Here is a 25127-nt window from a genome sequence, read left to right on the forward strand (position 1 = left end):
AATCAACTGCTTAGTTTTTACTTCGTCCGCTACCGCTTAGCTTCTCGATTTCATCCCAATCTGGTACATCTTTGGAGGTCAAATGAGCCAATCGACGCTGCGAACTGCGATCGTGGGTAGTGGTTTTACTGGATTGTTTACTGCCCTTTACCTGAGTCATCTAGGTTATAAGGGTCAGATAATTTTGATCGATCGCTCCGAGCGTTTTGTTTTTAAGCCCTTGCTATTTGAATTTCTCAACGGGCAGATGGATGCAAATCAGGTTTGGCCTCAATACGAGGAACTACTTCAAGGAAGTGGCGTGACGTTTGTGCAAGACACCGTTGAGCAGATTGACTTAGCCGGACGCAAGATCGAACTGGCTTCTGGCTTGCATTATACCTACACTCATCTCGTGCTTGCTGTAGGAAGCACAGTAGGATACTTTGGGACTCCGGGAGCCGAAGAGTACTCCTTTCCGTTTCGCAGCGGGCTGGATGTCCTCGCCCTACGTCAGCATTTACGCCAGTCTTTACAACGCGCTAGCCAAATTGAAGATTCCCAGTTACGGCAGAAATTACTGACAATTGCTGTCATCGGTGCAGGTCCAACGGGTGTCGAACTAGCAAACACGCTGGCGGATTTATTGCCTGTCTGGTATGCCAAGTTAGGTGGCAATCCTCAGGAGATCCGGCTAGTGTTGATGAATCGCAGTCAAAATATTCTTTCTGGTGATGTGAACGCTTGTCTGCGCGAGACTGCTTATGCTGCTCTACAGAAGCATGTCGTTCCAGTTGAACTATTGACTGGAGCTGCTGTCACTGCTTTAAGTTCAGGCAAAGTGGAGTATACTCGCGACAACCAACCTGCCATGCTTGAAGCTGAAACGATGATTTGGACAGCAGGTACAGCCATCAATCCGCTAGTCAAAAAACTGCCTATCCTCGACGAGCAGCGCGACAAGCAAGGTCGTCCCTTCGTCACGCCAGCCCTCAACCTAGTCGGCTATCCAGAAGTTTTTGCTGGAGGCGACTGCGTGACATTGCTCAAGCCCGAGCCAGCTCTGGCACAGGTTGCCTATCAGCAGGCGAAGGCGATCGCCCGTAACCTAGTTGCTGTTTCAGCAGGTGAGAAACCCAAGGCTAGTCGCATATTCTTGCGCGGAACCTTGATGAAACTAGGTACGCAAGAGGCTGCTGCTGAAATATTTAACAAGCACGAAGTTAAAGGCAGGATAGGTCATGCAATCCGTCAACTAACATACCTGGAGATGCTACCTACACCAGTCCACAATTTAAAAGTTACTACTGAATGGCTCAGCGAAGAAGTGTTTCATCACGCTAAAAATTTGGTTTGATTCCACAGAAATTGTAATGAAAGGCGGAAACATTCTGCGATTACTTGCGATCGCAATGACAATTAATCACTTGAGTGTAAAGAATGCGCTCTTGCTGCAAAAATTCAACTCTTGTTATCGTATTTTGTGAGGTCTAAACTTTGAAATATTGAGACTAATGAAATTCACTTAGAACGAAAAAAATAAGAGCAACATTATTGATGCGAGATATATACACAACAGCTCATAAATTGTGATGTGGAGGTTTTATGGTTCATAAACTACATAAAAATGATGAGTCTGTAGAAGCTCTTATTATCGGTAGTGGTTTTGGTGGAGCCGTTGCAGCTTTACGCTTGGGACAAGCAGGCATCAATACAGTAGTGCTAGAGCGAGGTCGTCGTTGACAAATTACGCCTGCCCAAAATACTTTTGCTACTCCTCATAATCCTGATGGTCGAGCCGCTTGGCTTAGTCCAGCAACTATATTCGGGCAGCCGATCGATGTACATACAGGTGTGATGGAAACCTTAGTTGAAGATGGAATTATTGTTTTAAATGGTGCTGGAGTTGGAGGCGGGTCATTAGTTTACAATAGTCTTATTTATCAACCCATTCCTGAGTTATTTCAGAAGGTTTTTCCTAGGTCGATTAGTTATGATGAAATGGATACAGTTTATTACCCTCGCGTCCATTCAATTTTACAGCTTTCGCCAATTCCTCCAGACATTTTAAATACTATTTACTATGATACAACACGGCTATTTGTTCAACATGCTACTCAAGCAGGATTCCGCAATCATCTACTAGAATTAGCCGTTGATTGGAATATAGTCCGGGAAGAAATTAACGGAACAAAAGTACAGTCTACTATTGTCGGAGACCATTGGTGGGGGATCAATAGCGCCGCTAAAAAAAGCTTGGATCGCAATTACTTATCCCAAGCAGAAAAAACTGGTTTCGTAGAAATACTTCCTCTACATGTAGCAATAGAGATTGCTGAAAACCCTGAAGCTGGTTACCGGGTTTCATGTCATCAAATAAATGAATCAGGAGAGGTTATCGAACAAAAATCTTTTCGCTGTCGCTATTTGTTCTTAGCAGCCGGGTCTATGGGGACTTCTAAACTTTTGGTCAAAGCTAAAGCAACAGGTTCATTACCTAGACTAAATGACTATATCGGTAAATTTTGGAGTTCTAATGGCGACACCATTGCTACTCGTTCAAATTTACCACCTGTATCTGGTAAAGGAGGACCCGCAGGTGCAGTGTTAGAAAATTTCGACGACCTCGATCGCCCGGTAGTACTGATAAATCTTGAAAATTGGGCTAGTCCTGAAGGAACGCAACAGTGTCTTGGTTTGGGTCTACCCTCACAAAGTGGAACCTTCACGTATGATGCGTCTACAGATTCTGTCAAGTTACACTATCCCCGAGAAACTCAACTCATGGTAGATACAGAAAAAACCTACAAAACTCTTGACAGTAAAAATGCCATTTCTACCAAAACACCCATGACGGAAATGAAATTTTATACTCCCACGACCACAAACCGACCCGCCCCTGCAACTGATGTCGTTATCACTGCCCATCCACTGGGAGGAGCAGTTCTAGGAAAAGCGTGCGATGACTACGGGCAAGTATCTGGTTATCGAGGACTTTATGTCGTCGATGGTGCGCTGATTCCTGGCTCTACAGGATGTACAAATCCTGCATACACGATCGCAGCTTTAGCAGAACGCTGTATGGATCGAATCATCGCAGATATTCACTAAACTGTTTGCTGCGCCCATTTACAACTGTAATACCAAGGAGTGTATTTTATACCATGAAGATTCTAATACTGATGACCAACTCAGCCACTCTCACTCTATCAACTGGAGAGAAACATGCTTCGGGATTTTGGGCTGAGGAGTTTGTCCTCCCTTATCAGATCTTTAAACAAGAGGGATATGAAGTTGATGTAGCAACAATAGGTGGTCTTACACCAAGCGTGGATAAAACCAGCATCGATCCGAACTTCATGCCATACGTCAGACCAGCAGGATCGCAGGTAAATGACTCCGAGCAAGCCAGAGAGTTTATCAAGTTTATTGAGGCATCATCCGATCTCAAAAAACCCCTGAATTTGGATGACTTTACTAAAGCACAAGTCGCTGCCTACGATGGTATTTTCCTTAGTGGAGGTCATGGTGCGATGCAGGATATGCCGAAGTCAGATGCGATGACGCAACTCTTCCGTTGGGCGATTGAGTTGGACAAGCCAATAGCAGCTGTTTGCCACGGCGGAAGCGGAATTTTAGCGCTGAGAACCCCCGAAGGTCGCTGGCCGTTTGAGGGCTACCGCATGACCTGCTTCTCCCACGAAGAAGAACTAGTGACACCAATAGCAGGGATGCTACCCTTCATACTACAGTTTGAGATAGAGCGGTTGGGTGGCATTTACGAGAAAGCCAATGTTATCTGGGGTTCGCACGTAGTAGAAGACCGCAACCTTGTCACGGGACAGAATCCTTATTCCTCTGATGCGGTAGCCAAAGCCTTTGCTAAGAAATTAAACAAAGTTACAGTTCCCGCCTAGAAGCTGGTACACCTGGAAATAATCGTGATTGGGGGTAAGAGAGTTTGGCAAGTGCGATCGAGAGGACGGCTGTATAGGCAGTTTAGTTACTTCCCCAAATTAAAGTTGCATTTCTTAGGAGGAGCAGTCTTTAATGTAAGACAGTCAAACGACAAACAATACTTTTTGTGAGTCAAGTTTATGGATTTACAGCTACGTGACAAGCGGGCGCTGATTACCGGTAGTAGTAGCGGTATTGGTGAGGGCATTGCGAAGGTGCTGGCTCAGGAAGGCGCGATCGTTGTCATACACGGTCGAAAGGAAGAACAGGCGAATCGAGTAGCTCAGGAGATTAACTCAGACGGCGGAAAGGCAGTAGTTGCCATTGGGGATCTCTCCACGGATGAAGGCGCACATCAAACCGCAGACAAAGCATTGCAGTCTCTTGGCGGCGTGGATATTTTGGTCAATTGTGCGGGCATGTTTCTCAACCGAGGCTGGATGGATACTCCGACCGATGGATGGCTCCAAATGTACAACGCCAACGTAGTTTCTATGGTGCGCATGATTCGCCTTCTCGTACCCCAAATGAAGGAACTTGGCTGGGGGCGTATTATCCAGATTGCCAGCACCGAAGCGACGCAGCCTTTTGCAAATATGCCCGACTACGCGGCTACCAAAGCGGCAATCCTCAATTTGACGGTGAGCCTATCCAAGGAGTTAGCACAAACGGGGGTAACAATCAACTCAATTAGCCCCGGCATTGTCCGAACTTCAGGACTTGAGAGTTTTTTCCGCGAAACCGCAGCTATCAAAGGCTGGGGTACGGACTGGGCGGAGATTGAAAAAAACGTACTCAAAGAGGTTTGGTACAACCAAGTCGGTCGTTTGGCACGGGTTGAAGACATCGCAAATCTTGTTGCTTATGTAGCAAGCCCCCTTGCAGATTTCATCAACAGTGCGAACCTCCGAGTGGACGGTGGGGGTACAAGTACTGTCAATTGAGTTAATAACTTACATTTCTAACGCGCTACGCTCTTTTCCGTACAAGTTGAATTCATTTATGGAGAAAGCCTCATGGTAATTGAAATCATTAGATACAACATTCCTATCGGTCAAGAAAGTGCTTTTGAATCTGCTTACGAACAGGCGCAGCAATATTTAGCAGAATCTCCTAACTGTCTGGGCTATCAGCTGGCTCATTGTGTAGAGGAACCAAATCGTTACATTCTTCGTATTGATTGGGATTCCATTGAAGGTCATATGCAGGGTTTTCGGAACAGTTCGTATTTCCCAAAGTTTTTTCAATTGGTATCTCCTTACATTAAGTCAGTTGATGAAATGCAGCATTACAAACAGACACCTATTTTCCTGAAAAAATAAAGGTCTATGGGTGAGCATAAGCACCCTATTTGCATATGTCATGGCTTATAAGTGCTGGAAAAGTAGCGCACCTTTTGGAGGAGCTGTTCGAGCATCCTCTAAAGCCACTGCATCTACTAGCTTCAGGAGTTATGCACTTGAAGTTTCCGATCTCGACGATCCCTCCTAACCTCCCTTTTTAAGGGAGGCATAAAGCCCCCGAGTTTGCGGGGGTTGGGGGATCGACTGCGGAGCTCCTATAGCTTTTTAAGAGAAGATCTACACAGTTACTGCTAGAGTTAGCAGTGGCGCTGGATCTCTACAATCTGAGTGCCTTTTTTTTTAAAACCTAGTTTTGTCCATATAGGCTTCCTCCGTGCTAAACCCCATGTGGTGACTCGGGGCGATCGCGCGTTGGGTTCGATGTCTCAGCTTACACAAGAAGATACGACATCGACTCCCTAACCCAATCGTAAGAATCATTAGCGCTGAACGCAGCAATTTAACTGACAAGAAGGAGCAAAGGCATGACGGATCGATTGTATAGAAAAGTCGCCCTTGTTACTGGGGCTTCATCAGGTATTGGTCAGGCAACAGCACTTGCATTTGCACGCGCTGGAGCGAAAGTCGTGGCTGCCAGCCGTCGCGATGCCGAGGGACAGGAGACCGTGCGCCGCATACAAGAGGCAGGAGGTGAAGCTCTTTTCATCAAGACTGATGTGTCAAAGGCTGCTGAAGTAGAAGCGCTGGTCAACAAAACTATGGATACTTACGGTCGTTTAGACTGCGCTTGTAACAGCGCTGGTGTCATCTCGGCATCCAGTCTACTCACCGATGTGTCAGAAGATGAATGGGATCGTCATATCAACGTAAACCTCAAAGGAACGTGGCTTTGCCTGAAGTACGAAATTCCAGCGATGCTCAAACAGAAAAGTGGTGCGATTGTGAACTTGGCTTCTGCCGCTAGTATCGTTGCTTTTGCGGGCTATGCCGCTTACGCTGCGACTAAAGGCGGAATCCTTGCTTTAACGCGATCGGCAGCGATAGAGTATGCCAAATCTGGTATCCGGATCAATGTCGTGAGTCCTGGTTCCATCAATACCGATATGTTGAATAGTGCCACTGAAGACATAGTTTCTCAACTTGCAGCAGCACATCCCGTAGGACGTGTTGGCGAACCAGAGGAGGTAGCAGAAGCTGTGGTGTGGTTGTGTTCAAAAGCAGCTTCCTTCGTTACCGGGCATAATATGCTGATCGATGGGGGATATAGCGTCCAGTAAGGTGAGCGAGATAGAAGCAAGCACGATCTCGGCAAAAAATTAAGCACGCTCGTAAAAGAGGAATAGCATGGCTAACAAAATCTTAGGGACATCAGTTAAGCGACGCGAAGATCCAGAACTTCTGCGAGGGGAAGCCAAGTTTACAGCCGACATCACGTTGCCTGATATGCTACACATGGCAATTTTGCACAGCGATCGCGGTCATGCACTGATCCAAAGTATAGATACCAGTGCCGCAGAGCGAATGCCTGGGGTTGTACGGGTGATTACTGGAGCTGATACTAGTTCCATTCTGCCCCTACCGTGCATCATGAATCCTGGTGGCGCAGAATCTCGTTTTCCCTCCTACCCCTACGGACTACCCGGAGCCCAAACTGTTCTGGCTACAGAGAGGGTTCGTTACATTGGCGAATTTGTGGCAGTGGTGGTAGCCTTAACCCGACAGCAAGCCTATGATGCCCTGCCAGCAATCGAGGTGAACTACGAGCCGTTGCCGGTAGTCATCAATGCAGAAGAAGCACTTCAGCCCGATGCACCTCAACTACACAATACAGTACCCAACAATCTCAACCAGTACATCTCTCACGGGAATAAACAGGCGACGGAGCAGGCGATCGCCAACGCTGAGGTGGTTGTCAAGCAAAGAATTCGCTATCAACGAGCGATCCATAACCCCGTAGAACTCCGCGCTTCCATCGGCGATTATAACCCTGAGACTGGGGAGTACACTCTGTGGACGAATACCCAAATTCCTCATGGTAACCGCTTTCTGCTCTCTCAACTCGTGATGGGTATTCCCTACAACAAGCTGCGTGTCATCGCTCCCCATATTGGCGGCGGCTTTGGTTCTAAGGGTTATCTTTACCCAGATACGGCTCTTGTACTTTTTTTATCTAAGGAGCTATGTCGCCCCGTCAAGTGGGTTGACACGCGCCGAGGCTTAGCCCGCTCTACAGTACAAGCTCGCGATCAAATCCAGTACGTAACTATAGCTGGGACGCAAGACGGTCAGATTACTGCCCTTCATTGCACTAACTACGCTAATTTAGGAGCTTACCCAGCTACGAATGGTCCAGGCGCTCCCGCGATCCTCACAGGTTGCAGCATTACGGGAGTCTATGCGATCGAGCATCCCTTCTATGAAGTCTACTGTATGTTTACTAACCTCGTTCCCAATGGTCCGGCTCGGGGTGCTGGTCGTGCCGAGGCAATATTCCTAATCGAGCGCATGGTCGATCTCTTCGCACAGCGTATTGGTATAGATCCTGCTGAAGTACGCCGCAAAAATATGGTTGCTGCCGACCAGTTTCCCTATAAAAACGGTCTAGGTTGGACTTATGACTCTGGCAACTATGAGGTAGCGCTCGATAAAGCTCTGGCGACGATCGATTACAACAACGTCGCACAACGGAAGGCGGAAGCTAGAACGCGCGGCAAACGTCTCGGAGTTGGAATTGGTTCATATGTAGCGATCGCAGGTGTTGGTCCTTCTCCCCTGATGGCTAGAGATATAGGTTTGAATGGGAGTACTTGGGGAAGCGCCCATATCCGCGTTCACCCAACGGGCGATGTTACTCTTATCACTGGCGCACAACCTCACGGTCAAGGTCAGGTGACATCTTTTTCTCAGATTATCGCTGAGGAGCTTGGTGTTGACTTAGAGGAAATTGAAGTGCTGCACTCCGATACTAAGGGTACTATCTATGCACAAGGAAGCTATGGTTCGCGCTCCTTCAGCGTGGAAGGAGCGACAGTGTACAAAGCTACCCAAAAGATCGACGAGAAAGCACGTCAAATGGCAGCCCATATTTTTAAAGTGGTAGAGTCAGAGGTGGTAGCCGACCGGGGTAAATTTTATGTTAAAGGTGCGCCCGAGCAGTTCAAAACTTTAAAGGAGATTGCGCTGGCACTTTGGTACGCTTGGGATTTACCAGCAGGGATGGAACCTGGTTTGGAAGCGATCGCCTACTTCGATCCACCAGATTTTAATTATCCTTTCGGCACTCACATTGCCTTAGTCGAAATTGACGAACAAACTGGTCAGGTTGAAGTCGTTCGTTATGTAGCGGTAGATGACTTCGGAAATGTGGGAAACCCGATGATTGTGGATGGTCAAACACACGGTAATATCCATTTTGGGATCAGTCAAGCCCTGTTTGAAGAGGCTGTATACGATCGCGACGGACGAATTCTGACGGACGAATTTACGACATACGCGATCGCGAAAGCTTCGCAGTTACCAAAGTTTGAACTCGATCGCACTGTCACACCCACTCCTCATAACCCGCTTGGAGCAAAGGGAGCAGGTGATGTCAGCATTACAGCCGTGCCTCCGGCGATCGTCAACGCTGTTTGTAACGCTCTTTCCGACTTGGGGGTCACTCACATCGATATGCCTGTAACGCCAGAAAAAGTTTGGCGGGTGATGCGTGAAACCCCCAGGAATGATGACTCTTGAGTAGGGCGATCGCGAGATCGTGAGTCGTGGGTTACGGACAGAATTCATCTACTACTCCGACTTAATTTTTTTTACTAACGCAGAACAACTGATAATGGATAAAGTCACATGATTCCAGTTCAATTTGACTACGCTGCACCTGAAACTCTAGAAGCTGCGGTGAATCTGCTAAAAGAGAACGACGGCGCACAGATTCTTGCGGGTGGTCACAGCTTACTAAGAGAAATGAAGCTAGGTCGAGTCTCCCCCTTACTACTAGTAGATCTAGGAAAAATTCAAGGTTTGCAAGGGATTGGACTCAATCGCGATCCGAATGGTGTCGTCCAAATTGGTGTCATGACTACCTATGCCCAAACCGCTAATGCTCTCAAGCTCAAGGAAAACTATCGCGCTCTGGCTGAAGCAGCGTTGAGCATTGGAGATGCTCAGATCCGCAACTGGGGCAGAATCGGTGACATCTTCACCTACCATGACTTAGCCTGCGATCTACCTGCCGCTGCTTTGGTTCTAGAAGCAACGTTCAACACGATTAGTCCAAGCAGTCATCGTGCGATTCTGGCTGAAGAGTTCATCAACGCCTCTTTCAATATGGGGCTGGAGCCTGGTGAAATCGTCACTTCGATCGATCTGCCACCCTATGTTACCGGAACTAATAGTGCCTACGAAAAGTTCCAGCACCCAGCCAGTGGCTATACCATTTGTGGCATTGCGACCTTGATTAGGCGATCGTCCAGCGGTATTGTGAGTAAATGCCGTGTGGCTGTTACTGGCGCTCATGCTCGTGCTATCCGTCTGCGTCAGGTCGAGGCAGCACTGGAGGGCAAAGCACCGACAACAAAAAACATTGCGGCTGCGGCTAATCTGGCGACAGAAAGCGTGTCTATCAGCGAGGAAGCTAGCAAAGTACTGAATAGCCTTTCTAACAACTACATCTCGGCAGAGTATCGCACTTACCTAATGGGTGTGCTTACTGCTCGATCGCTCACTCGCGCTACCGAACGTGTCGAGATTCACAGTTATATTTGATTTGCAGCCGGGAAATGCGATCGCAGTCTTTTCACTATTACTTTATCATCTCTAAACCCATTTGCATCTGTAAGCAGAGAAACTAAAGTAGCTGTAGGAAAATGTCTATAAACTAGTGCCTGCGACTTATGTACTGGGAATACTTGGAGCGTATCCCTCATCTGTCCATTTCATAGCCAGTCGTCCGTGTCTTAATCGATCTCATTATGTTTAGGAGGTAATGTTGGAAACGAAATTCAATAGCTCTGTCACAAATCCGTTAGTTAGTATTCTTATTAATAACTATAATTACGGTCAGTTTTTAGGAGAGGCGATTGACAGCGCCCTTAACCAAACTTATTCTAACGTTGAGGTAATTGTAGTTGATGATGGTTCTACTGATAATTCTCCTAACGTGATTTCTGGATACGGCGATCGCATTATTTCAATCTTCAAAGAAAATGGCGGACAAGCTTCTGCTTTTAATGCAGGGTTTCTTGCGAGCAAAGGTGAAATTATTTGCATTTTAGACTCCGATGATGCTTTTGACCGAACGAAGGTAGAAAAAATTCTAGAAATTTTTCAACTAAATTCAGATATTGGTTGGTGTTATCACCCTCTCAAGTTGCTTGATTATAGTAAAAATACGGTTATCAGAAGCGATCCTGATGGCATCTCTAGCCACAAAGTAGACTTTAGACAACAGGTACGGCAAGGAAGATTACCATATTTTGTTCCAGCAACATCAGGACTTTGTTTTCAGCGATCGCTACTTCAAAAACTCCTACCAATGCCAGTTGCTCAAAATATCTCCTTAGGAGATCATTACATCAAATTTACAGCTTTAGCATTGTCATCTGGATTCTTTCTAAATGAGGAGTTAGCTATTCAGAAGGTTCATGAGAATAATGCTTTTACCTTAGATTTTTTTCATGGTAATAAGAAACAAGTTGAAGCCAGAATCTTAACTTTAACTGCTTACTGGATGCGAAATAAATTTCCAGTTACGATCAATTTTGCCAACAAAATTTTTGGCATTGGTCTTGGTATATATTGGCAAACAGGTGGCATTGAGCCAGGGTGTAAGTCCTCAATTGACGAATACTTGTCTAATACTTCCGTAATAGAAAAGATTGAAATCTACTTGCGGGCATATTATCATGCAAATCCACTCTTTCTAAGCATTCGACGTTTTCGGTTGCTCCGCGATCTGCAACGAGTCAAAACAATCGTAGATGCTGGAGAACATTCGACTGTTACCACACCCATCTAATACCGTGGAACTGAAACAGATTTTTTCTACACTAACGAAGCGATCGTCCTAGATTGTCAGTATTCGTTGAATAGTCTTCCCTAAAACACTACTCTTTTGGTGGATGAGCGTTGAGCTACTGCCTACAGTACACTTCATTAATCATACCTATATTCCACCGATATGGAAGACACTTTGTTCAACCGTACTTTTCGGGACAGCCAGGGCGAGATTGTCCTGGCTCAAAAGCCCAATCTGCCGATTCTGGTCTGGCTAGCAGCAACTTTACTCAATTTGATTCCCACGACTGGCAACATCCATACAGGGCTAGACGCACTCGCTTTTGGCTCCTTATTCACCTGGGCGTGGCTGGAACTGTTCCAAGGTGTGAACTACTTCCGGCGGGCGTTAGGATTTATCGTGCTAATAGGCGCGATCGCCTCTAGACTTCCCTGGTCGTAACAGTTTCACCATGCCAAAACTGTAATGCCTACATCGATCGCCTTCATGCTCGCATTCCGCCATTCGTGTTGAAAATTGACTTGTTGTTTGGATTAGCATTATTTACGCTCGCGCTGTGCGATCGCACAATGTAATATCGGGCGGTGGATCGCATTAGGTTTTAGGATAAAGCTGTAACTTTTGGGTGGCGATCTCTAGCTGCACTGGAGTGTTAACCGCTAAATAAGTGTTTGTGGGAGTCCGCGCCACGATCTCACGACCGCTAGGTGTATGGAGGACATAGCGATATTCGCGTCCGAGGAACTGGCGATCGCGAATTAAAATTTGACTGGTAGGAACGGCGGTGAGAACGATCTCTTCTTGGCGCACCATCAGATCGACTGCATCCTGCCGATCGCAATCGCCAGTTAGGGAAACAGGGATAGTACCGATTTCTGTCTGCCACACGTCACCTTGACGCTGAGCTGGAATTAAATTGGCTTGGGTGACAAACTCAGCAACAAACCGCGATGCTGGTTGCTGATATAGGTACTCTGGCGTATCAATTTGCTCCAGATAACCATTACACATGACTGCAACCCGATCGGCGAGCGATAGCGCTTCTTCGCGATCGTGCGTCACAAGTATCGCCGATACACCCGCAGCTTTGAGAATCGCGCGCAACTCGTGCCGCAACCGCAATCGCACTTGTGCATCCAGATTGCTCAGCGGTTCGTCGAGCAGAATCAGCGCCGGACGCGGAGCAATGGCACGAGCGAGAGCAACACGCTGCTGTTGTCCGCCAGAGAGTTGGTGAGGATAGCGGTTTTCCATGCCAGTCAGATTGACTAAGGCGAGTGCATCTTTCACCTGCTTGGCAGTTTTGGAGGAGCGATCTAAGCCAAACGCAATATTTTGACTCACCGTGAGATGTGGGAACAAGGCGTAGTCCTGAAACACCATCCCCACATTCCGCTGTTCTGGTGGCAACCAATGCCCATCGCCCGATACCCGCCGCTGGGCAATCTCAATCGTGCCGTTCTGGGGCTGTTCAAATCCAGCAATTAACCGCAGGAGCGTAGTTTTGCCACAACCAGAGGGACCGAGCAGCGCTAGTAAATCGCCTGCTGGCAACGACAGGGAAACCCCACAGACGGCGGGTTGAGTCCGGCGGGAAAATTGTCGAGTGACCTGATGCAGACAGAGAAGGGGAGAGGGCATGAAAGCGGAAAAGCTATATCAACTTAGACTTGCCTTTATAGTGTAATGGAGTCCTGCAATATATTCTCATCAAGAATTTCATATTATTAGCTGGACAGATCGTTTCTGATTATCTTTTTGCTTCATTGCCCTATGCATACGCTTGACTCTCGCCGTATTTTCAAACGTTCCTGGAATGGCTGGACGTTCTTAGTTATAGCGATCGCCCTACTGATTCTCGCTCCGATTGGAGTGGTACTCAGTAGTGTCTTGACAAACTCCGGCACGGTATGGAACCACCTCCTAACCACAGTGCTACCGGACTACATCAGCAGTTCTCTGTGGTTAATGCTGGGGGTTGGGCTGTGTACGGTGGTGATTGGCGTGGGGACAGCGTGGTTGGTGACAATGTGCCGATTTCCCGGACAGCGGCTATTAGAATGGGCGCTACTACTACCATTAGCTGCTCCAGCTTACGTGCTGGCGTATGTGTATACGGAAATGTTGGAGTTTTACGGTCCGGTGCAGTTGGCGCTGCGAGACATGTTTGGCTGGACGAGCGTGAATGACTACTGGTTTCCTACGGTTCGATCGCTCGGTGGTGCGATCGCCATTATCAGTCTCGTGCTATATCCCTACGTTTACTTGCTCAGCCGAGTGGCATTTTTAGAGCAGTCAGTTTGTACGCTAGAAGCAAGTCGGTTGCTGGGATGCAATCCTTGGCGCAGTTTCATGCGAGTCGCATTACCGTTAGCTCGACCAGCGATTGTCGCAGGGGTATCACTGGTGCTGATGGAAACGCTAAATGATTTTGGAACGGTGCAATATTTTGCCGTGAATACGTTTAGCGTTGGGATTTATCGAACGTGGTTTGGTATGGGCGATCGAATTGCTGCTTCACAACTGTCGGCGTTGTTATTGGTATTTGTGCTGTTACTAATTGGGCTGGAGCGCTGGTCTCGGCAGCAAACGCGCTATCACCACACGGGACGCTATCAGCGATTGTCTGCGTTTAAGCTGCGGGGATGGCGGGCGATCGCTGCTATTATCGTTTGTGGACTGCCGATCGGGCTGGGTTTTTTGATTCCGGCTGGACGTTTGCTATACATGGCAATGACTGACATAACTCACAACTTTAGCCAACGCTTTTGGGAGCTTTCTCGCCATAGCCTGATCCTAGCGGCAGTAACGGCAATAGTGGCAGTCGTCGTGTCACCCATCCTAGCTTACGGTCTGCGGCTGAGCGCCAATTGGGGTATGCAGGTAGCAGTCAGAACGGCAACGGTGGGCTATGCAATTCCTGGTGCGGTGATTGCCGTGGGCGTGCTGTTTCCCATTGGGGCGATCGATAATGCGGTAGATGCTGGGATGCGATCGACTTTCGGCATTTCGACTGGCTTGTTGCTCAGCGGCACAATTATAACGCTGGTATTTGCCTATTTGGTGCGATTCTTGGCGGTTTCGTATAACACGGTTGAATCCAGCCTCAGCCGCATTAAACCCAACCTGGATGACGCGGCGCGATCGCTCGGCTGTGGCACAACTCGCACTCTGGTGCAGATTCACGCACCGTTGATGAGTGGTGGCTTACTCACGGCAGCAATTTTAGTGTTTGTCGATGTGATGAAAGAATTGCCTGCGACGCTGATCGTTCGTCCGTTTAACTTTGATACGCTGGCAGTAGAGGTCTATCGGCTGGCAGCAGATGAGCGTTTGGCAGAGGCAGCTGCACCCGCATTGGCAATTGTTGCTGTTGGGATTATTCCTGTGATTGCTTTAAGTCGGCAGATTACCCGTACTAGATCGGAGGAAATTGACTACAGGTAGTTCTTTTGACACGAGATCGTGGTATATTCCTCTCTAATGCAAAAACTTATCATTAGCAGACTATCTGCGCTCGAAAAGGCGTTTTGTTAAACGCCAGATCGTGTTTTGACTAAATAGTGCTGAATCGATTTTCGAGTAGCACGTAGTTCCCTGGTCTTAGTTAATTAATGTGGTTAGTGAGTTATGAACTTAGGTAAGGTAAAAATCTGGGTAGGTGTGGGCGCTTACGTTCTCTCAGGCGCGGTAGCGATCGCGGCAACCGATCGTGCCGTAGAAGCAGCTGCGGAAAGGGCGATCGAAATACCCGATCGCCCTTCAGTGATGAAGATAGCCCAAGGTGGTGAGGGCGGTGAAGGCGGCGAAGGTGGTAGCCCTACCAAGCCTTCTACTACTACCCCTAGCCAGGGTGGTGAAGGTGGTGAAGGTAGTACCCCTGCCAAGCCTTCTACTACTACCCCTAGCCAGGGTGGTGAAGGCGGTGAAGGTGGTGAAGGCGGTGAAGGTGGTAGTCCTGCCAAGCCCCCCACTACTTTTACTCCCAGACAGGGTGGTGAAGGTAGTAGTCCCGCCAAGCCTCCTGCTACTACTACCCCTAGCCAGGGTGGTGAAGGTGGTGAAGGCGGTGAAGCAGGAACATCATTCAAAGATAAGCTCAGTGGTAAGCAACTGTTAAACGCCTTGCAGGATGGTGGATATGTCATTTACTTCCGACATGCCCAAACTGAAAAAGATTATGCCGACCAAGTGTCTGCAAAAATGGGAGATTGTTCGACTCAGCGGATGCTAAGTGAAGTTGGCTGGCAGCAGTCGCGAACGATCGGTCAAGCCTTTGAAGCGTTGAAGATTCCTGTAGGTCAAGTTTACTCTAGCGAATATTGCCGTGCTTGGCAGACAGCAGATATTGCCTTTGGTCGCACTGAAAAGAGAGCAGCCTTAAATTTTCCACCTGCTGAAGATTACACCGAAGCCCAGAAAGCCCAGATGCGGACTGCGGTGATGCCATTCCTCACGACTACGCCTGCTGACGGAACCAATACGGTAGTTGTGGGTCACGACGACGTGTTTGATGCGGCAACAGGAATTTATCCAGAGCCTCAAGGTGTCGCATACATTGTGAAGCCAGATGGCAAGGGGAAGTTTGAACTCGTTGCTAATATGCTGCCTGAAGAATGGGCAAAAATGGCACAATAAGTCAGTTATCAGTTATCAGTTATCAGGGCAATTGGTAATTGGTGGTTGGTGGTTGGTGGTTGACAGTTGACAACTATCAGGGAGCAGGGGTCGAGAGTTGGGAAATTTTGAATTGCTCCCCTTGTCTCCCTTATCCTTTCCCTAACTCCTCACTCCTCACTCCTTCTTACAGCATTGCGATCGCCATGATTCTGTGTATTGGCAATATCCTTAACCCTACAGAGCTAGAAACGACGATCGCCAAACTGGAGATGGCTGAGTTCGTGGACGGTAAAGCTACAGCTGGCTGGCACGCCCGCCAGGTCAAACACAATACCCAACTCCCCCAGGGATCGCCAGCACTGGCGATCGTGCGAGATATCATCGATGCAGCTTTACAGCGGCACGCCTTATTCCAAATGGCGGTGCGTCCCTATATGATTCGTCCGGTAACTATCAGTCGCTACGATATCGGCATGTCTTACGGCACTCATATCGATAATGCTTTGATGTACGATCCTTTCATGCGATCGGATGTATCAATGACAATATTTCTCAGTGAACCTACCACATATGAGGGAGGAGAACTGGTAATAGAGGGGACTCAGGGAGAGGCAGCATTTAAGTTACCTGCGGGATCGGCGATCGTTTATCCTTCATCAACGTTGCACCGCGTGGAAGCCGTGACTCAAGGCGTGCGCCTAGCAGCAGTCACCTGGATTCAAAGTTTGGTAAGCGATCCTCAGCAGCGAGAAATTTTGTTCGATCTCGATACGGCACGTCAAACGCTGTTTGAAGCCTCCGGCAAAACGCCCGTATTCGATTTAATTTCTAAAAGCCATGCCAATCTTTTACGTCAGTGGACGGAGTTTTGAGCTAATGCAAAAATTTTTTAAAAGTCTGTACCTATTAATGACATTATTATTACTAAATCAAAATTGCGATCGCGAGAACGTAAGCTAGAAGGATTTATGAGCAAGATGACTCGTCGCACCTTTTTGGGTGCAACTGCTGGTGCTGCGGCAACTGTGACAATTGGGACGTGGGGGCTGGGAGCGTCAGCCCAAACAGGTGGCAATCGAGTAGTCAATCTCTATTCAGCGCGTCATTACGATGCAGATAGTGAAATCTATCAAGCTTTTGCAGATGCCACGGGAATTCAGGTAAACCTAATTGAAGGCGAAGCCGATCCGTTGATCGAGCGGATTAGGAGTGAGGGAGCCAATAGTCCAGCAGATGTTTTGGTGACGGTTGATGCAGGGCGTTTGTGGCGGGCAGAACAAGCAGGGCTGTTTCAACCTGTCAAATCGGCGCTCTTGACCAAGGCTATTCCCAAAAACCTGCGTCATCCTGATGGTCTGTGGTTTGGCTTCTCGAAGCGGGCGCGGGTGATTATGTATGACAAAACTAAGGTAAAACCAGCAGACCTGTCCACATACGAAGACTTGACAAACCCAAAATGGCGCGGTCAAATTTTAGTACGACCGTCCAATAATGTTTACAACCAATCCTTAGTAGGGTCGATTTTAGCGGCTAATGGTGAGTCCAAAACGGAAGCTTGGGTACGGGGGTTAGTAGCAAACTTTGCCCGTCCAGCTCAAGGCAACGATGTCGGACAAATTCAAGCCTGCGCTGCTGGGGTGGGGAGCTTAGCAATTTGCAATACCTATTACCTAGCACGAATTGCAGCTTCCGATAAACCTGCCGATCGCGCCGTTGCTGAAAAAATTGGCGTGTTTTTTCCCAACCAAAAGGGTCGCGGTACTCACGTCAATATTAGCGGTGGTGGATTGGTCAAGACCTCTCCTAACAAAGAAAACGCAATTAAATTCCTCGAATTTCTTGCAGGTTCTCGCGCCCAGGAAATTTTTGCCAAAAGTAATCACGAATATCCAGTCGTAGCAGGCGTAGCAGTCGATCCGATTTTGGCAAGCTACGGGAAATTTAAGGAAGATTCGCTCAATGCGGCTGTGTTTGGTCGCAATGGTGCAACAGCTCTACAAATTATGGATCGAGCTGGGTGGAAATAACGCGGGTAGCTTTGAATTAATGAATTCCCTATGCTGTCCCGAGGGGACGGCGTAGGCTTCATTCAATCAATCTGTACAAAAAGAAATCTGCTTGTCGTTAACCGAAACAATTTTATCCAATCGAATTTCTGTACCATCATTCATTTTTAGAAAATCAGCTTGGTTTGCAGCATAAACATCCACAATGAAACCTTCGATTTCAACTGATTCCTCAGCTGCATTACGATATACAATCCGACATGATTGGCGTAAGGTTGCTAATGCTTCTAGCTCATCATGAAAACCGCAGTCAATAAGAATATATTTGTTCACGATCCTTTGATTAGATGGCGTACGGGTTAAAGGTTTAGCTAGGGGTTGAAATGCTAAGTTGGGTGTAGCTGCTATGGGGTTTTAGTCGCTAAAACATTAAACAACAGAACTCATGTTTATGTCTGTGGATTAGTTTTAGACCGCGCCACAAACGCTGCCATCAACATTTTAAAACTAAATACCCAGGGGCGCTAGGAATCTCAAGCCGATGGAGAGGGAACCTCTACTCTGCTTGGAGCAAACCTGGTATAAGTTCTCTATGTGAAGTAGGAATCCCCCGTGCAATTCTGTGGGAGCGTCAACAAAAAGAATACATGACTCATGCTGCAACGCATATGTTAATTTGACCTGTCATTACAATTAACGACTAACTAACAGGCTTCAACATTTCTGGTAATCTCAGGGTATAAGTAAAGCAGCAGGGTCAGTGTAGGACTGGTATGAACTTTGACCAAGCACTTGAAATAACCGATAAAGTTGTATTTGCCCAGTGGGGCAGGCACCTGAGTGACGTAGAAACTGCTATTCTCATGGGTGCTTGGCAAAATCAGACCTACGAGCAGACGGCTGAGGCTGCGGGTTATTCTGTCAGTTATTTGACACGCGATGTCGGTCCCAAATTCTGGAAGCTCTTGAGCAAAGCTTTAGGAGAAAATGTCAGTAAAACTAACTTTCGCGCTGCCTTAGAGCGTCAGTGGCGCGAGTCGATGCATGAATCTGGGGGACAAAAAGGGAGAGAGGTACAAAGTGCATCTATTAGCCCCAAGCCTGACTTTTTAGAATTTCCTGGCGGACCAGTACCGCTTGATTCTCTGTTTTACATCGAGCGTCCGCCGATTGAAGAACTTGCCTATGCTCAAATTAGCAAACCTGGAAGTTTACTGCGACTTAAAGCTCCCAGGCAGATGGGAAAAACATCCCTGATGCATAGAATTTTGGCTCATGCCAAACAGCAGGGGTTCCACACCGTGCTGTTAAGCTTGCAGCGGGCAGATAGTAGCATTTTCACGTCCTTAGATAAATTCTTACGCTGGTTGTGTGCGAATATTAGCCGTCAGTTGAATTTAGAGCCGAGGCTGGATGACTATTGGGATGAGGATATTGGCAGTAAAGTTAGCTGCTCGATATATTTCCAAGAATTTTTACTGGCAGAAATTGACTCTCCAATGGTTTTGGCTTTGGATGAAGTCAATCGGATTTTTGAGTATCCTGAAATCTCTAGCGATTTTCTGCCACTGCTGCGCTCTTGGTATGAAGATGCCTCGGAATTAGAAATCTGGAAAAAACTACGACTGGTGGTAGTTCATGCTACGGAAGCCTATATCCCTCTAGATATCAATCAATCTCCTTTTAACGTTGGATTACCAATTAAATTACCAGAATTTAGTTTGGAGCAAGCGCAGGAGCTGGCAGTACGTCATCGTCTGGATTGGAGTAAGAGCGAGGAGGGGGTGAAAAATCTAGCTCTCTTGCTAGCAATGGTGGGGGGACATCCCTATCTGATCCGCATTGCGCTCTATCATTTGGCACGCCAGGAAGTGAGCCTAAACCAACTGCTACAAGCTGCTCCTACCGTTTCTGGAGTCTATAGCGATCGCTTACGGGGGTACCTGGCTAATCTCCACGAGCATCCCGAACTAGCGACAGCATTCAAGCGAGTCGTAACATCCAATGAACCCGTGCAATTAGAAGCGATCGCTGCCTATAAATTAGAAAGTATGGGATTAGTCAAGCTGGAGGGAAATTTGGCAACGCCAAGCTGTGAGTTGTATCGATTGTATTTCCGCGAGCAATTAGGCTAAGCCGATGAACGCATACGAATATCAAGTTGGTGGCAGTCTCAAAATGGATGCTCCTAGCTACGTGGAGCGACAGGCTGATGCTGAACTCGATCGTGCTTTGCTCAGAGGCGAGTTTTGTTATGTTTTTAGCTGCCGACAAATGGGCAAATCTAGCCTGCGGCTAAGAACTCGGCATCGCTTAGAGGAAAGAGGTTTTAGGTGTGCCTCAATCGACATGACACGGATCGGCAGCGAAAATATTACTCCCGCTCAGTGGTACAAGGGTGTGATGGTGGATTTATTAAGAGGTTTCAATCTCTTTGGCAAAATCAATTTCAAAGCTTGGTGGCAAGAACGAGAAGATTTATCTCTACTTCAGCGATTCAGCCAGTTTATCGAAGACATTTTGTTAGTCCAAATTCAGAGCGAGAAAATCTTTATTTTTGTTGATGAAATTGATAGCGTACTGGGACTTAATTTCCCAACTGAAGATTTTTTTGCCTTGATTCGAGCTTGTTACAACCAGCGAGCGGAGAATCCAGAATATAACCGCCTGACTTGGGCGCTATTTGGGGTAGCAACGCCTTCAGATTTGATTGCCGATCGCCATCGGACTCCATTTAATATCGGTAAATCTATCGATCTGCATGGCTTCGATCTATCAGAAGTGCAGCCGCTAGCAGCTGGATTAGAAGGCAAGGTAGCCAATCCGATATCTGTACTCAAAGACATCTTGGCGTGGACGGACGGACAGCCATTTCTGACTCAGAAACTTTGTCAAATTGCGATTCAGGAAAGGATGAGCGGGAGTCAAGATTTACTCGAATCTACAAATCTAGAAGGCGAAGACCGATTCAAGTTAGATTATCATCTACCGATCGTGAATTATCATCTGATCCGTTTTTATTACCAATTCCCGCCATTAATCTTAGAAAAACTCGTCAGAATCCACATTATTGAAAATTGGGAAGCGAAGGACGAGCCAGAGCATTTGAAGACGATCCGCGATCGCTTGCTGCGAAACGAACAGCGTGCTAGTGCTTTGCTAGGCATCTATCAGCAAATTTTACAAGGAGTTGAAATCCCCGTAGATGACTCTCACGAGCAGATCGAGTTGTTGTTATCGGGTTTGGTTGTCAAGCACCAAGGACAATTGCAAGTCAAAAACCGCATTTATCGAGAAGTATTTAATCAAACTTGGGTAGAAAAACAATTGGCAAAACTGCGACCCTACTCCCAGGCATTAGATGCTTGGTTAGTTTCACAAAGGCGCGACTCTTCGCGGTTGTTGCGCGGGCAAGCCTTAGTTGAGGCTCAAGCTTGGTCGCAAGGTAAAAGCTTGAGCGAATTGGATTATCAGTTTTTAGCAGCAAGCCAAGAATGCGATCGCCGAGAAGTTGAGACGCGATTGGAAGCAGAACGGACTCAAGAAATAGCGGCGCGACTGTTGCAAGAGCGAAAAGCTGCCAGATTCCAAAAGTTATTTTTAGGCACTTTATGTTTGGTCTTGGCGATCGCTTTAGGATTGGGGGTAGCAACTTTCTTTCAATACCGTTGGTGCGCGGTCGGGCTTCGATCGGCGATGAACTGAGAAAAAATTTCGATAAAATTCAATCATTCAGACTTTGCCATCAGAGCGGCGAATTGAAAGTGAAATAATCGGTTCAAATTCCTCGTTAACTACTCCAATAATCACATAGTTCTCCGGCTGCGCCCACCAAATCGACGGACATAGCGAGAGCCAATACGGACAATTCAAATTTGAGCATCTGGACGACGGGCTTCGAGGCGATCGCAGGCTACAATTTCACTCGCATCAACTTCAAAGTCTCCGGTTTCAATATCGATAGCTGCAATCTTGCCGTAGTTACCTTCCTCGACTTGAGGACGCACCTGAGATTCATAAATCTCATCGCCCTGTCGAGCATACTCTTCTTTGCTGTAGCGGGGTTGTCGCACTGCCATTGGCTTGACTTTGTTTCAATATTACCTTTGCATTTTAACCTGGGCGATCGCCATCTGTGCGATCGCGAAATTGCGTTACAAAAATTCGCTCAAATATTAGCTGTCTGGTTGTAAATAGTTATTATTGCTAGTTTTTTTAGTTCTCTTACCAAAAAAAACTATAAATTTCGACCTGTTTTTTTAGCATTTGGTATTTTTTTAGCTGAGTTGTAGTTTGATGTTTTACAATTTTATAGAACTTATTAATTGGGTACGTACTTGGCGATCGCAGCGCACGAACTATCGCTGGCGATACCCATTCATAACGATCGCTCTCATGGCAATCGCGATCGCCTGCACCAACACCTCTGAAACAAACCTATCTTCAGTCAATGAGTCTTCAAATGAAAGTCAAGTCTTAAAGATCTGGTGGGATAAAGGCTATACCTTGGAAGAAGATGAAGCGTTGCAGCAACTTGTGAGCCGCTGGGAGCAACAAACTGGCAACAAAGTCAAGCTTTCTTTCTATAACAACGACGAACTCTCGCAAAAAGCTCAAAGGGCAATTCAGGCGGGAAGTCCGCCCGATATCTTGATGAATGATAATGCCGATCGGGTACTGAATCCGCGTCTGGCTTGGGAAGGCAAATTGGCAGATGTCTCAGAGGCGATCGCACCAGTGAAGCAGTTTTATCCCGATACTGTATTAGCCAGTGTTTATTTTTATAACAATCTCAAAAAACAGCGCAGCTATTACGCGATCCCGATTCATCAGGGTATACCTCATATTTTTTACTGGCGTGATTTACTCAAGTTAGCAGGACGGAGCGAGAAGGATATTCCGCAGGATTGGGACGGCTTCTGGAAGTTTTGGCAACAAATGCAGGATACTCTGCAAACCCAGCACAATCGGAAGATTTATGGAATCGGCTTTCCGATCTCAGCTGGAGTTGTAGACACCTATGAAATTTTTGAGCAAATTTTAGAAGCCTATGACGTTCAAATTCTAGATTCTCAGGGTCAACTGCGCGTTGACGATCCCAAAGTTCGTCAAGGCATTATTAAGTCTATAGACTGGTACACTAAATTTTACAAACAGGGCTATGTACCACCAGAGGCAATCAACTGGCTGAACCCAGATAATAATCGCAGCTTGCTCAATCGCCTGATCGTTATGACTCCCAACAACTCCCTCTCGATTCCTGCTGCTGTGCGCCAACAACCAGACCTTTACCGCTATAAGCTCGGCACAATCGGGTATCCTAATAAACCCAGTGGCAAGCCGATGCGTTACTTAGCTCTAGTTAAGCAAGCGGTTGTCCTAGCCGACTCCAAAAACCAGAAGTTAGCCAAGGACTTTCTTGCTTATTTAATCCAACCGGAGATAATCGGAAGTTTTCTCAAAGCTGCGGGAGGGCGTTTTTTGCCAGTCCATAAACTCGTCTGGAAAGACGCATATTGGACAGACAAGAGCGATCCTCACATCTCCACTGCTGCCAAGCCAGTGATTCAGGAACAAACGCGCCTGATTTCTACTGCCCAAAACCCCGCCTACAGCCTAGTTCTCAAAGAGAGTATTTGGAGTAAGGCTGTGAATAAAGTCGTTGTCAATGGTACTACTCCCGAACAAGCAGCAGATGAGGCGATCGCCCAAATTCAGCAAATCTTCGCTCAATGGCAGTGAACAGACAGGGAGCAGGGAGCAGAGAGCAGGGAGCAGTTATGACTTCTGACTTACGACTTAAACGTCGCGATCGCTTGAGGTTGAGCCATCGCTACAAATTTCTAGTATTATTTCTCAGCCTTACAGTTGTTGCTTGTACTCAAAACTCTCAAGAACAAAACTCTAAAATTAATGTATCCCCAGCCAGCAATTCCTCTACTGAGAGTAGAGCGTTAAATATTTGGTGGGATAAAGGCTTTACCGTGGAAGAAGACGAAGCCTTGCAACGAGCTGCGAGCCGCTGGGAGCAACAAAGCGGCAACAAAGTCAAGCTGTCTTTCTATCCCACCGATGAGCTACTACAGAAGGCGCAAAGGGCAATTAGGGCAGGCAAGCCACCTGACATTCTGATGAGTCACCGCGCTGCGGAGGAGCTGAATCCGCGTCTGGCTTGGGAGGGCAAACTAGCAGATGTCTCAGAGGCGATCGCACCAGTGAAGCAGCTTTATCCCAATTCGGCACTACAAGCTGTTAATTTTTATAACAATATAGCTAAAAAGCGAAGTTACTATGCCGTGCCAATTTATCAGGCAACTATCCACATCTTCTACTGGCGGAACTTGCTAGAGCAAGTAGGTCGGCGCGAACGAGATATTCCTAAAGATTGGGATGGCTTTTGGGATTTTTGGTCGCAAGCACAGCGCGATCTGCGGACAAAGCAAAAGCAGCAGATTTACGGTTTAGGTTTTCCTTTCTCGATGGGAGCTGTGGAAACCTATTTCTTTTTTGAACAGATTTTAGAAGCCTACGATGTCCAGATTCTCAACTCTCAAGGTCAACTGCGCGTAAACGATCCTGAAGTTCGTCAAGGCATCGTTAAATGCTTAGAGTGGTATGCCAAATTTTACCGTCAGGGCTACGTCCCACCAGATGCAACTAACTGGTCAAATCCAGATAACAATCGCAGCTTGCTCAACCGCATTGCGCTGACAACGCCCAATCTGACGCTCTCGATCGCTGCTGCCGTGCGTCAAAATCCGAATGTCTACCGTTATCAGCTGGGTACGATCGAGTTTCCTAACAAACCTAGTGGTAAGCCGATGCGTCTGTTGGTTACACTGAGGCAAGCTGTTGTATTTAACCAGTCCCAGCACCAGAAATTAGCCAAGGACTTTCTCGCTTATTTAATCCAACCAGAGGTAGCTGGAGAATATTTCAAAGCTGCGGGAGGACGTTTTTTGCCAGTGAATCGCCAAGTTTGGCAAGATCCTTTCTGGACAGATCCAACTGACCCCCATATCTCGACTGCCATGAAGCAACTGATCCAGGGTCAAACGCGCCCATTTTATCACGTTCAAAATCCCGCTTACAGCTTAGTTGTGGAGGAGAATCTCTGGGGCAAAGCCCTCAATCGCATAGTTGTCGATCGCATATCTCCAGAGCAAGCAGCAGATGAAGCGATCGCGCGGATGAAGCAAATTTTCGCTCAATGGCAGTGAATAAACAGGGAGCAGGGAGCGATCGAGC

At 47.1% G+C, this 25127-nt stretch carries 20 protein-coding genes and 2 pseudogenes; 19 read left to right on the forward strand and 3 right to left on the reverse strand.

The genetic code is table 11. The features are described from left to right. Positions 1–82 precede the first annotated feature (82 nt). The 11 genes from H6G17_RS14515 to H6G17_RS14560 all read left to right on the forward strand — a co-directional run bounded on the left by H6G17_RS14515 (position 83) and on the right by H6G17_RS14560 (position 11694). A complete protein-coding gene (locus tag H6G17_RS14515) occupies positions 83–1336 on the forward strand; it encodes an NAD(P)/FAD-dependent oxidoreductase (protein ID WP_192158249.1) in 1254 nt (417 codons plus the stop codon). A gap of 248 nt (positions 1337–1584) precedes the next feature. Next, on the forward strand, positions 1585–1722 hold the full coding sequence (locus H6G17_RS32605) for an FAD-dependent monooxygenase (protein ID WP_199316723.1): 138 nt from the start codon (positions 1585–1587) through the stop codon (positions 1720–1722). A gap of 114 nt (positions 1723–1836) precedes the next feature. Next, on the forward strand, positions 1837–3090 hold the full coding sequence (locus H6G17_RS14520; RefSeq protein ID WP_199316724.1) for a GMC oxidoreductase: 1254 nt from the start codon (positions 1837–1839) through the stop codon (positions 3088–3090). Positions 3091–3143: 53 nt separating this feature from the next. Then, complete coding sequence (locus tag H6G17_RS14525) at positions 3144–3896, forward strand: type 1 glutamine amidotransferase domain-containing protein (RefSeq protein ID WP_192158251.1); 753 nt, start codon at positions 3144–3146, stop codon at positions 3894–3896. Between the two features lie 180 nt (positions 3897–4076). Next, on the forward strand, positions 4077–4880 hold the full coding sequence (locus H6G17_RS14530) for an SDR family oxidoreductase (RefSeq protein ID WP_192158253.1): 804 nt from the start codon (positions 4077–4079) through the stop codon (positions 4878–4880). A 72-nt stretch (positions 4881–4952) separates the two neighbouring features. After that, entirely contained in the window at positions 4953–5258 is a 306-nt protein-coding gene (locus H6G17_RS14535; protein ID WP_192158255.1) for an antibiotic biosynthesis monooxygenase family protein, read from the forward strand. A gap of 506 nt (positions 5259–5764) precedes the next feature. Then, a complete protein-coding gene (locus tag H6G17_RS14540) occupies positions 5765–6517 on the forward strand; it encodes an SDR family oxidoreductase (protein WP_192158256.1) in 753 nt (250 codons plus the stop codon). 67 nt (positions 6518–6584) lie between these two features. Beyond that, entirely contained in the window at positions 6585–8975 is a 2391-nt protein-coding gene (locus H6G17_RS14545) for a molybdopterin cofactor-binding domain-containing protein (RefSeq protein WP_192158257.1), read from the forward strand. Between the two features lie 108 nt (positions 8976–9083). Next, the gene (locus H6G17_RS14550; RefSeq protein ID WP_192158258.1) at positions 9084–10001 is read left to right on the forward strand and encodes an FAD binding domain-containing protein; all 918 of its coding nucleotides are present in this window, start codon (positions 9084–9086) and stop codon (positions 9999–10001) included. Positions 10002–10221: 220 nt separating this feature from the next. Next, entirely contained in the window at positions 10222–11253 is a 1032-nt protein-coding gene (locus H6G17_RS14555) for a glycosyltransferase family 2 protein (RefSeq protein ID WP_192158260.1), read from the forward strand. Positions 11254–11415: 162 nt separating this feature from the next. Next, positions 11416–11694 carry a hypothetical protein gene (locus H6G17_RS14560; protein ID WP_192158262.1) on the forward strand — a complete coding sequence of 93 codons (279 nt, stop codon included), beginning with the start codon at positions 11416–11418 and terminating at the stop codon, positions 11692–11694. Between the two features lie 153 nt (positions 11695–11847). Here H6G17_RS14560 and H6G17_RS14565 read toward each other — a convergent pair whose 3' ends face one another. Next, positions 11848–12894: an ABC transporter ATP-binding protein gene (locus tag H6G17_RS14565; RefSeq protein WP_192158265.1), complete on the reverse strand. Its 1047-nt coding sequence runs from the start codon at positions 12892–12894 to the stop codon at positions 11848–11850. A 132-nt stretch (positions 12895–13026) separates the two neighbouring features. Here H6G17_RS14565 and H6G17_RS14570 point away from each other — a divergent pair, with 132 nt between their 5' ends. The 4 genes and pseudogenes from H6G17_RS14570 (at position 13027) to H6G17_RS14585 (ending at position 17900) form a co-directional block, all read left to right on the forward strand. Next, positions 13027–14700 carry an iron ABC transporter permease gene (locus H6G17_RS14570; protein ID WP_192158267.1) on the forward strand — a complete coding sequence of 558 codons (1674 nt, stop codon included), beginning with the start codon at positions 13027–13029 and terminating at the stop codon, positions 14698–14700. A 597-nt stretch (positions 14701–15297) separates the two neighbouring features. Next, positions 15298–15891: pseudogene (locus H6G17_RS34650) on the forward strand (histidine phosphatase family protein); the annotation flags it as partial. A gap of 185 nt (positions 15892–16076) precedes the next feature. Continuing rightward, positions 16077–16745, forward strand: a complete 669-nt coding sequence (locus H6G17_RS14580; protein WP_192158327.1) for a Fe2+-dependent dioxygenase — start codon at positions 16077–16079, stop codon at positions 16743–16745. A gap of 96 nt (positions 16746–16841) precedes the next feature. Continuing rightward, positions 16842–17900, forward strand: coding sequence for a Fe(3+) ABC transporter substrate-binding protein (locus H6G17_RS14585; protein WP_192158269.1), 1059 nt, complete (start codon positions 16842–16844; stop codon positions 17898–17900). Positions 17901–17966: 66 nt separating this feature from the next. Here H6G17_RS14585 and H6G17_RS14590 read toward each other — a convergent pair whose 3' ends face one another. Next, positions 17967–18212, reverse strand: coding sequence for a hypothetical protein (locus H6G17_RS14590; RefSeq protein ID WP_192158271.1), 246 nt, complete (start codon positions 18210–18212; stop codon positions 17967–17969). Positions 18213–18652: 440 nt separating this feature from the next. Between H6G17_RS14590 and H6G17_RS14595 the strand changes: the two genes are divergently transcribed. Both H6G17_RS14595 and H6G17_RS14600 read left to right on the forward strand, forming a co-directional pair. Beyond that, positions 18653–20014, forward strand: a complete 1362-nt coding sequence (locus tag H6G17_RS14595) for an AAA-like domain-containing protein (RefSeq protein WP_192158273.1) — start codon at positions 18653–18655, stop codon at positions 20012–20014. Between the two features lie 4 nt (positions 20015–20018). Then, positions 20019–21584: an AAA-like domain-containing protein gene (locus H6G17_RS14600; protein WP_192158275.1), complete on the forward strand. Its 1566-nt coding sequence runs from the start codon at positions 20019–20021 to the stop codon at positions 21582–21584. Between the two features lie 167 nt (positions 21585–21751). On the opposite strand, the pseudogene H6G17_RS14605 reads toward H6G17_RS14600, so the two are convergent. Beyond that, positions 21752–21958 (reverse strand): annotated as a pseudogene (locus H6G17_RS14605) (hypothetical protein); the annotation flags it as partial. Between the two features lie 316 nt (positions 21959–22274). Between H6G17_RS14605 and H6G17_RS14610 the strand changes: the two are divergent. Both H6G17_RS14610 and H6G17_RS14615 read left to right on the forward strand, forming a co-directional pair. Further along, entirely contained in the window at positions 22275–23621 is a 1347-nt protein-coding gene (locus H6G17_RS14610; RefSeq protein ID WP_192158329.1) for an ABC transporter substrate-binding protein, read from the forward strand. Beyond that, a complete protein-coding gene (locus H6G17_RS14615) occupies positions 23612–25099 on the forward strand; it encodes an ABC transporter substrate-binding protein (RefSeq protein ID WP_242038394.1) in 1488 nt (495 codons plus the stop codon). The genes H6G17_RS14610 and H6G17_RS14615 overlap by 10 nt, the downstream gene beginning before the upstream one ends. Positions 25100–25127 lie beyond the last annotated feature (28 nt).

The sequence above is a fragment of the Chroococcidiopsis sp. [FACHB-1243] genome, assembly GCF_014696895.1.
In the GTDB taxonomy this organism is placed as follows: Bacteria; Cyanobacteriota; Cyanobacteriia; order Cyanobacteriales; family Chroococcidiopsidaceae; genus Chroococcidiopsis.

Bases quoted from the DNA above. Each gene is read 5' to 3' on its own strand.
- H6G17_RS14585 (WP_192158269.1), top strand. From the start codon at position 16,842: ATGAGCAAGATGACTCGTCGCACCTTTTTGGGTGCAACTGCTGGTGCT.
- H6G17_RS14520 (WP_199316724.1), top strand. From the start codon at position 1,837: ATGGAAACCTTAGTTGAAGATGGAATTATTGTTTTAAATGGTGCTGGA.
- H6G17_RS14550 (WP_192158258.1), top strand. From the start codon at position 9,084: ATGATTCCAGTTCAATTTGACTACGCTGCACCTGAAACTCTAGAAGCT.
- H6G17_RS14580 (WP_192158327.1), top strand. From the start codon at position 16,077: ATGATTCTGTGTATTGGCAATATCCTTAACCCTACAGAGCTAGAAACG.
- H6G17_RS14600 (WP_192158275.1), top strand. From the start codon at position 20,019: ATGAACGCATACGAATATCAAGTTGGTGGCAGTCTCAAAATGGATGCT.
- H6G17_RS14545 (WP_192158257.1), top strand. From the start codon at position 6,585: ATGGCTAACAAAATCTTAGGGACATCAGTTAAGCGACGCGAAGATCCA.
- H6G17_RS14555 (WP_192158260.1), top strand. From the start codon at position 10,222: ATGTTGGAAACGAAATTCAATAGCTCTGTCACAAATCCGTTAGTTAGT.
- H6G17_RS14615 (WP_242038394.1), top strand. From the start codon at position 23,612: ATGGCAGTGAACAGACAGGGAGCAGGGAGCAGAGAGCAGGGAGCAGTT.
- H6G17_RS14525 (WP_192158251.1), top strand. From the start codon at position 3,144: ATGAAGATTCTAATACTGATGACCAACTCAGCCACTCTCACTCTATCA.
- H6G17_RS14530 (WP_192158253.1), top strand. From the start codon at position 4,077: ATGGATTTACAGCTACGTGACAAGCGGGCGCTGATTACCGGTAGTAGT.
- H6G17_RS14570 (WP_192158267.1), top strand. From the start codon at position 13,027: ATGCATACGCTTGACTCTCGCCGTATTTTCAAACGTTCCTGGAATGGC.
- H6G17_RS14610 (WP_192158329.1), top strand. From the start codon at position 22,275: ATGGCAATCGCGATCGCCTGCACCAACACCTCTGAAACAAACCTATCT.
- H6G17_RS14595 (WP_192158273.1), top strand. From the start codon at position 18,653: ATGAACTTTGACCAAGCACTTGAAATAACCGATAAAGTTGTATTTGCC.
- H6G17_RS14560 (WP_192158262.1), top strand. From the start codon at position 11,416: ATGGAAGACACTTTGTTCAACCGTACTTTTCGGGACAGCCAGGGCGAG.
- H6G17_RS14515 (WP_192158249.1), top strand. From the start codon at position 83: ATGAGCCAATCGACGCTGCGAACTGCGATCGTGGGTAGTGGTTTTACT.
- H6G17_RS14565 (WP_192158265.1), bottom strand. From the start codon at position 12,894: ATGCCCTCTCCCCTTCTCTGTCTGCATCAGGTCACTCGACAATTTTCC.
- H6G17_RS32605 (WP_199316723.1), top strand. From the start codon at position 1,585: ATGGTTCATAAACTACATAAAAATGATGAGTCTGTAGAAGCTCTTATT.
- H6G17_RS14535 (WP_192158255.1), top strand. From the start codon at position 4,953: ATGGTAATTGAAATCATTAGATACAACATTCCTATCGGTCAAGAAAGT.
- H6G17_RS14540 (WP_192158256.1), top strand. From the start codon at position 5,765: ATGACGGATCGATTGTATAGAAAAGTCGCCCTTGTTACTGGGGCTTCA.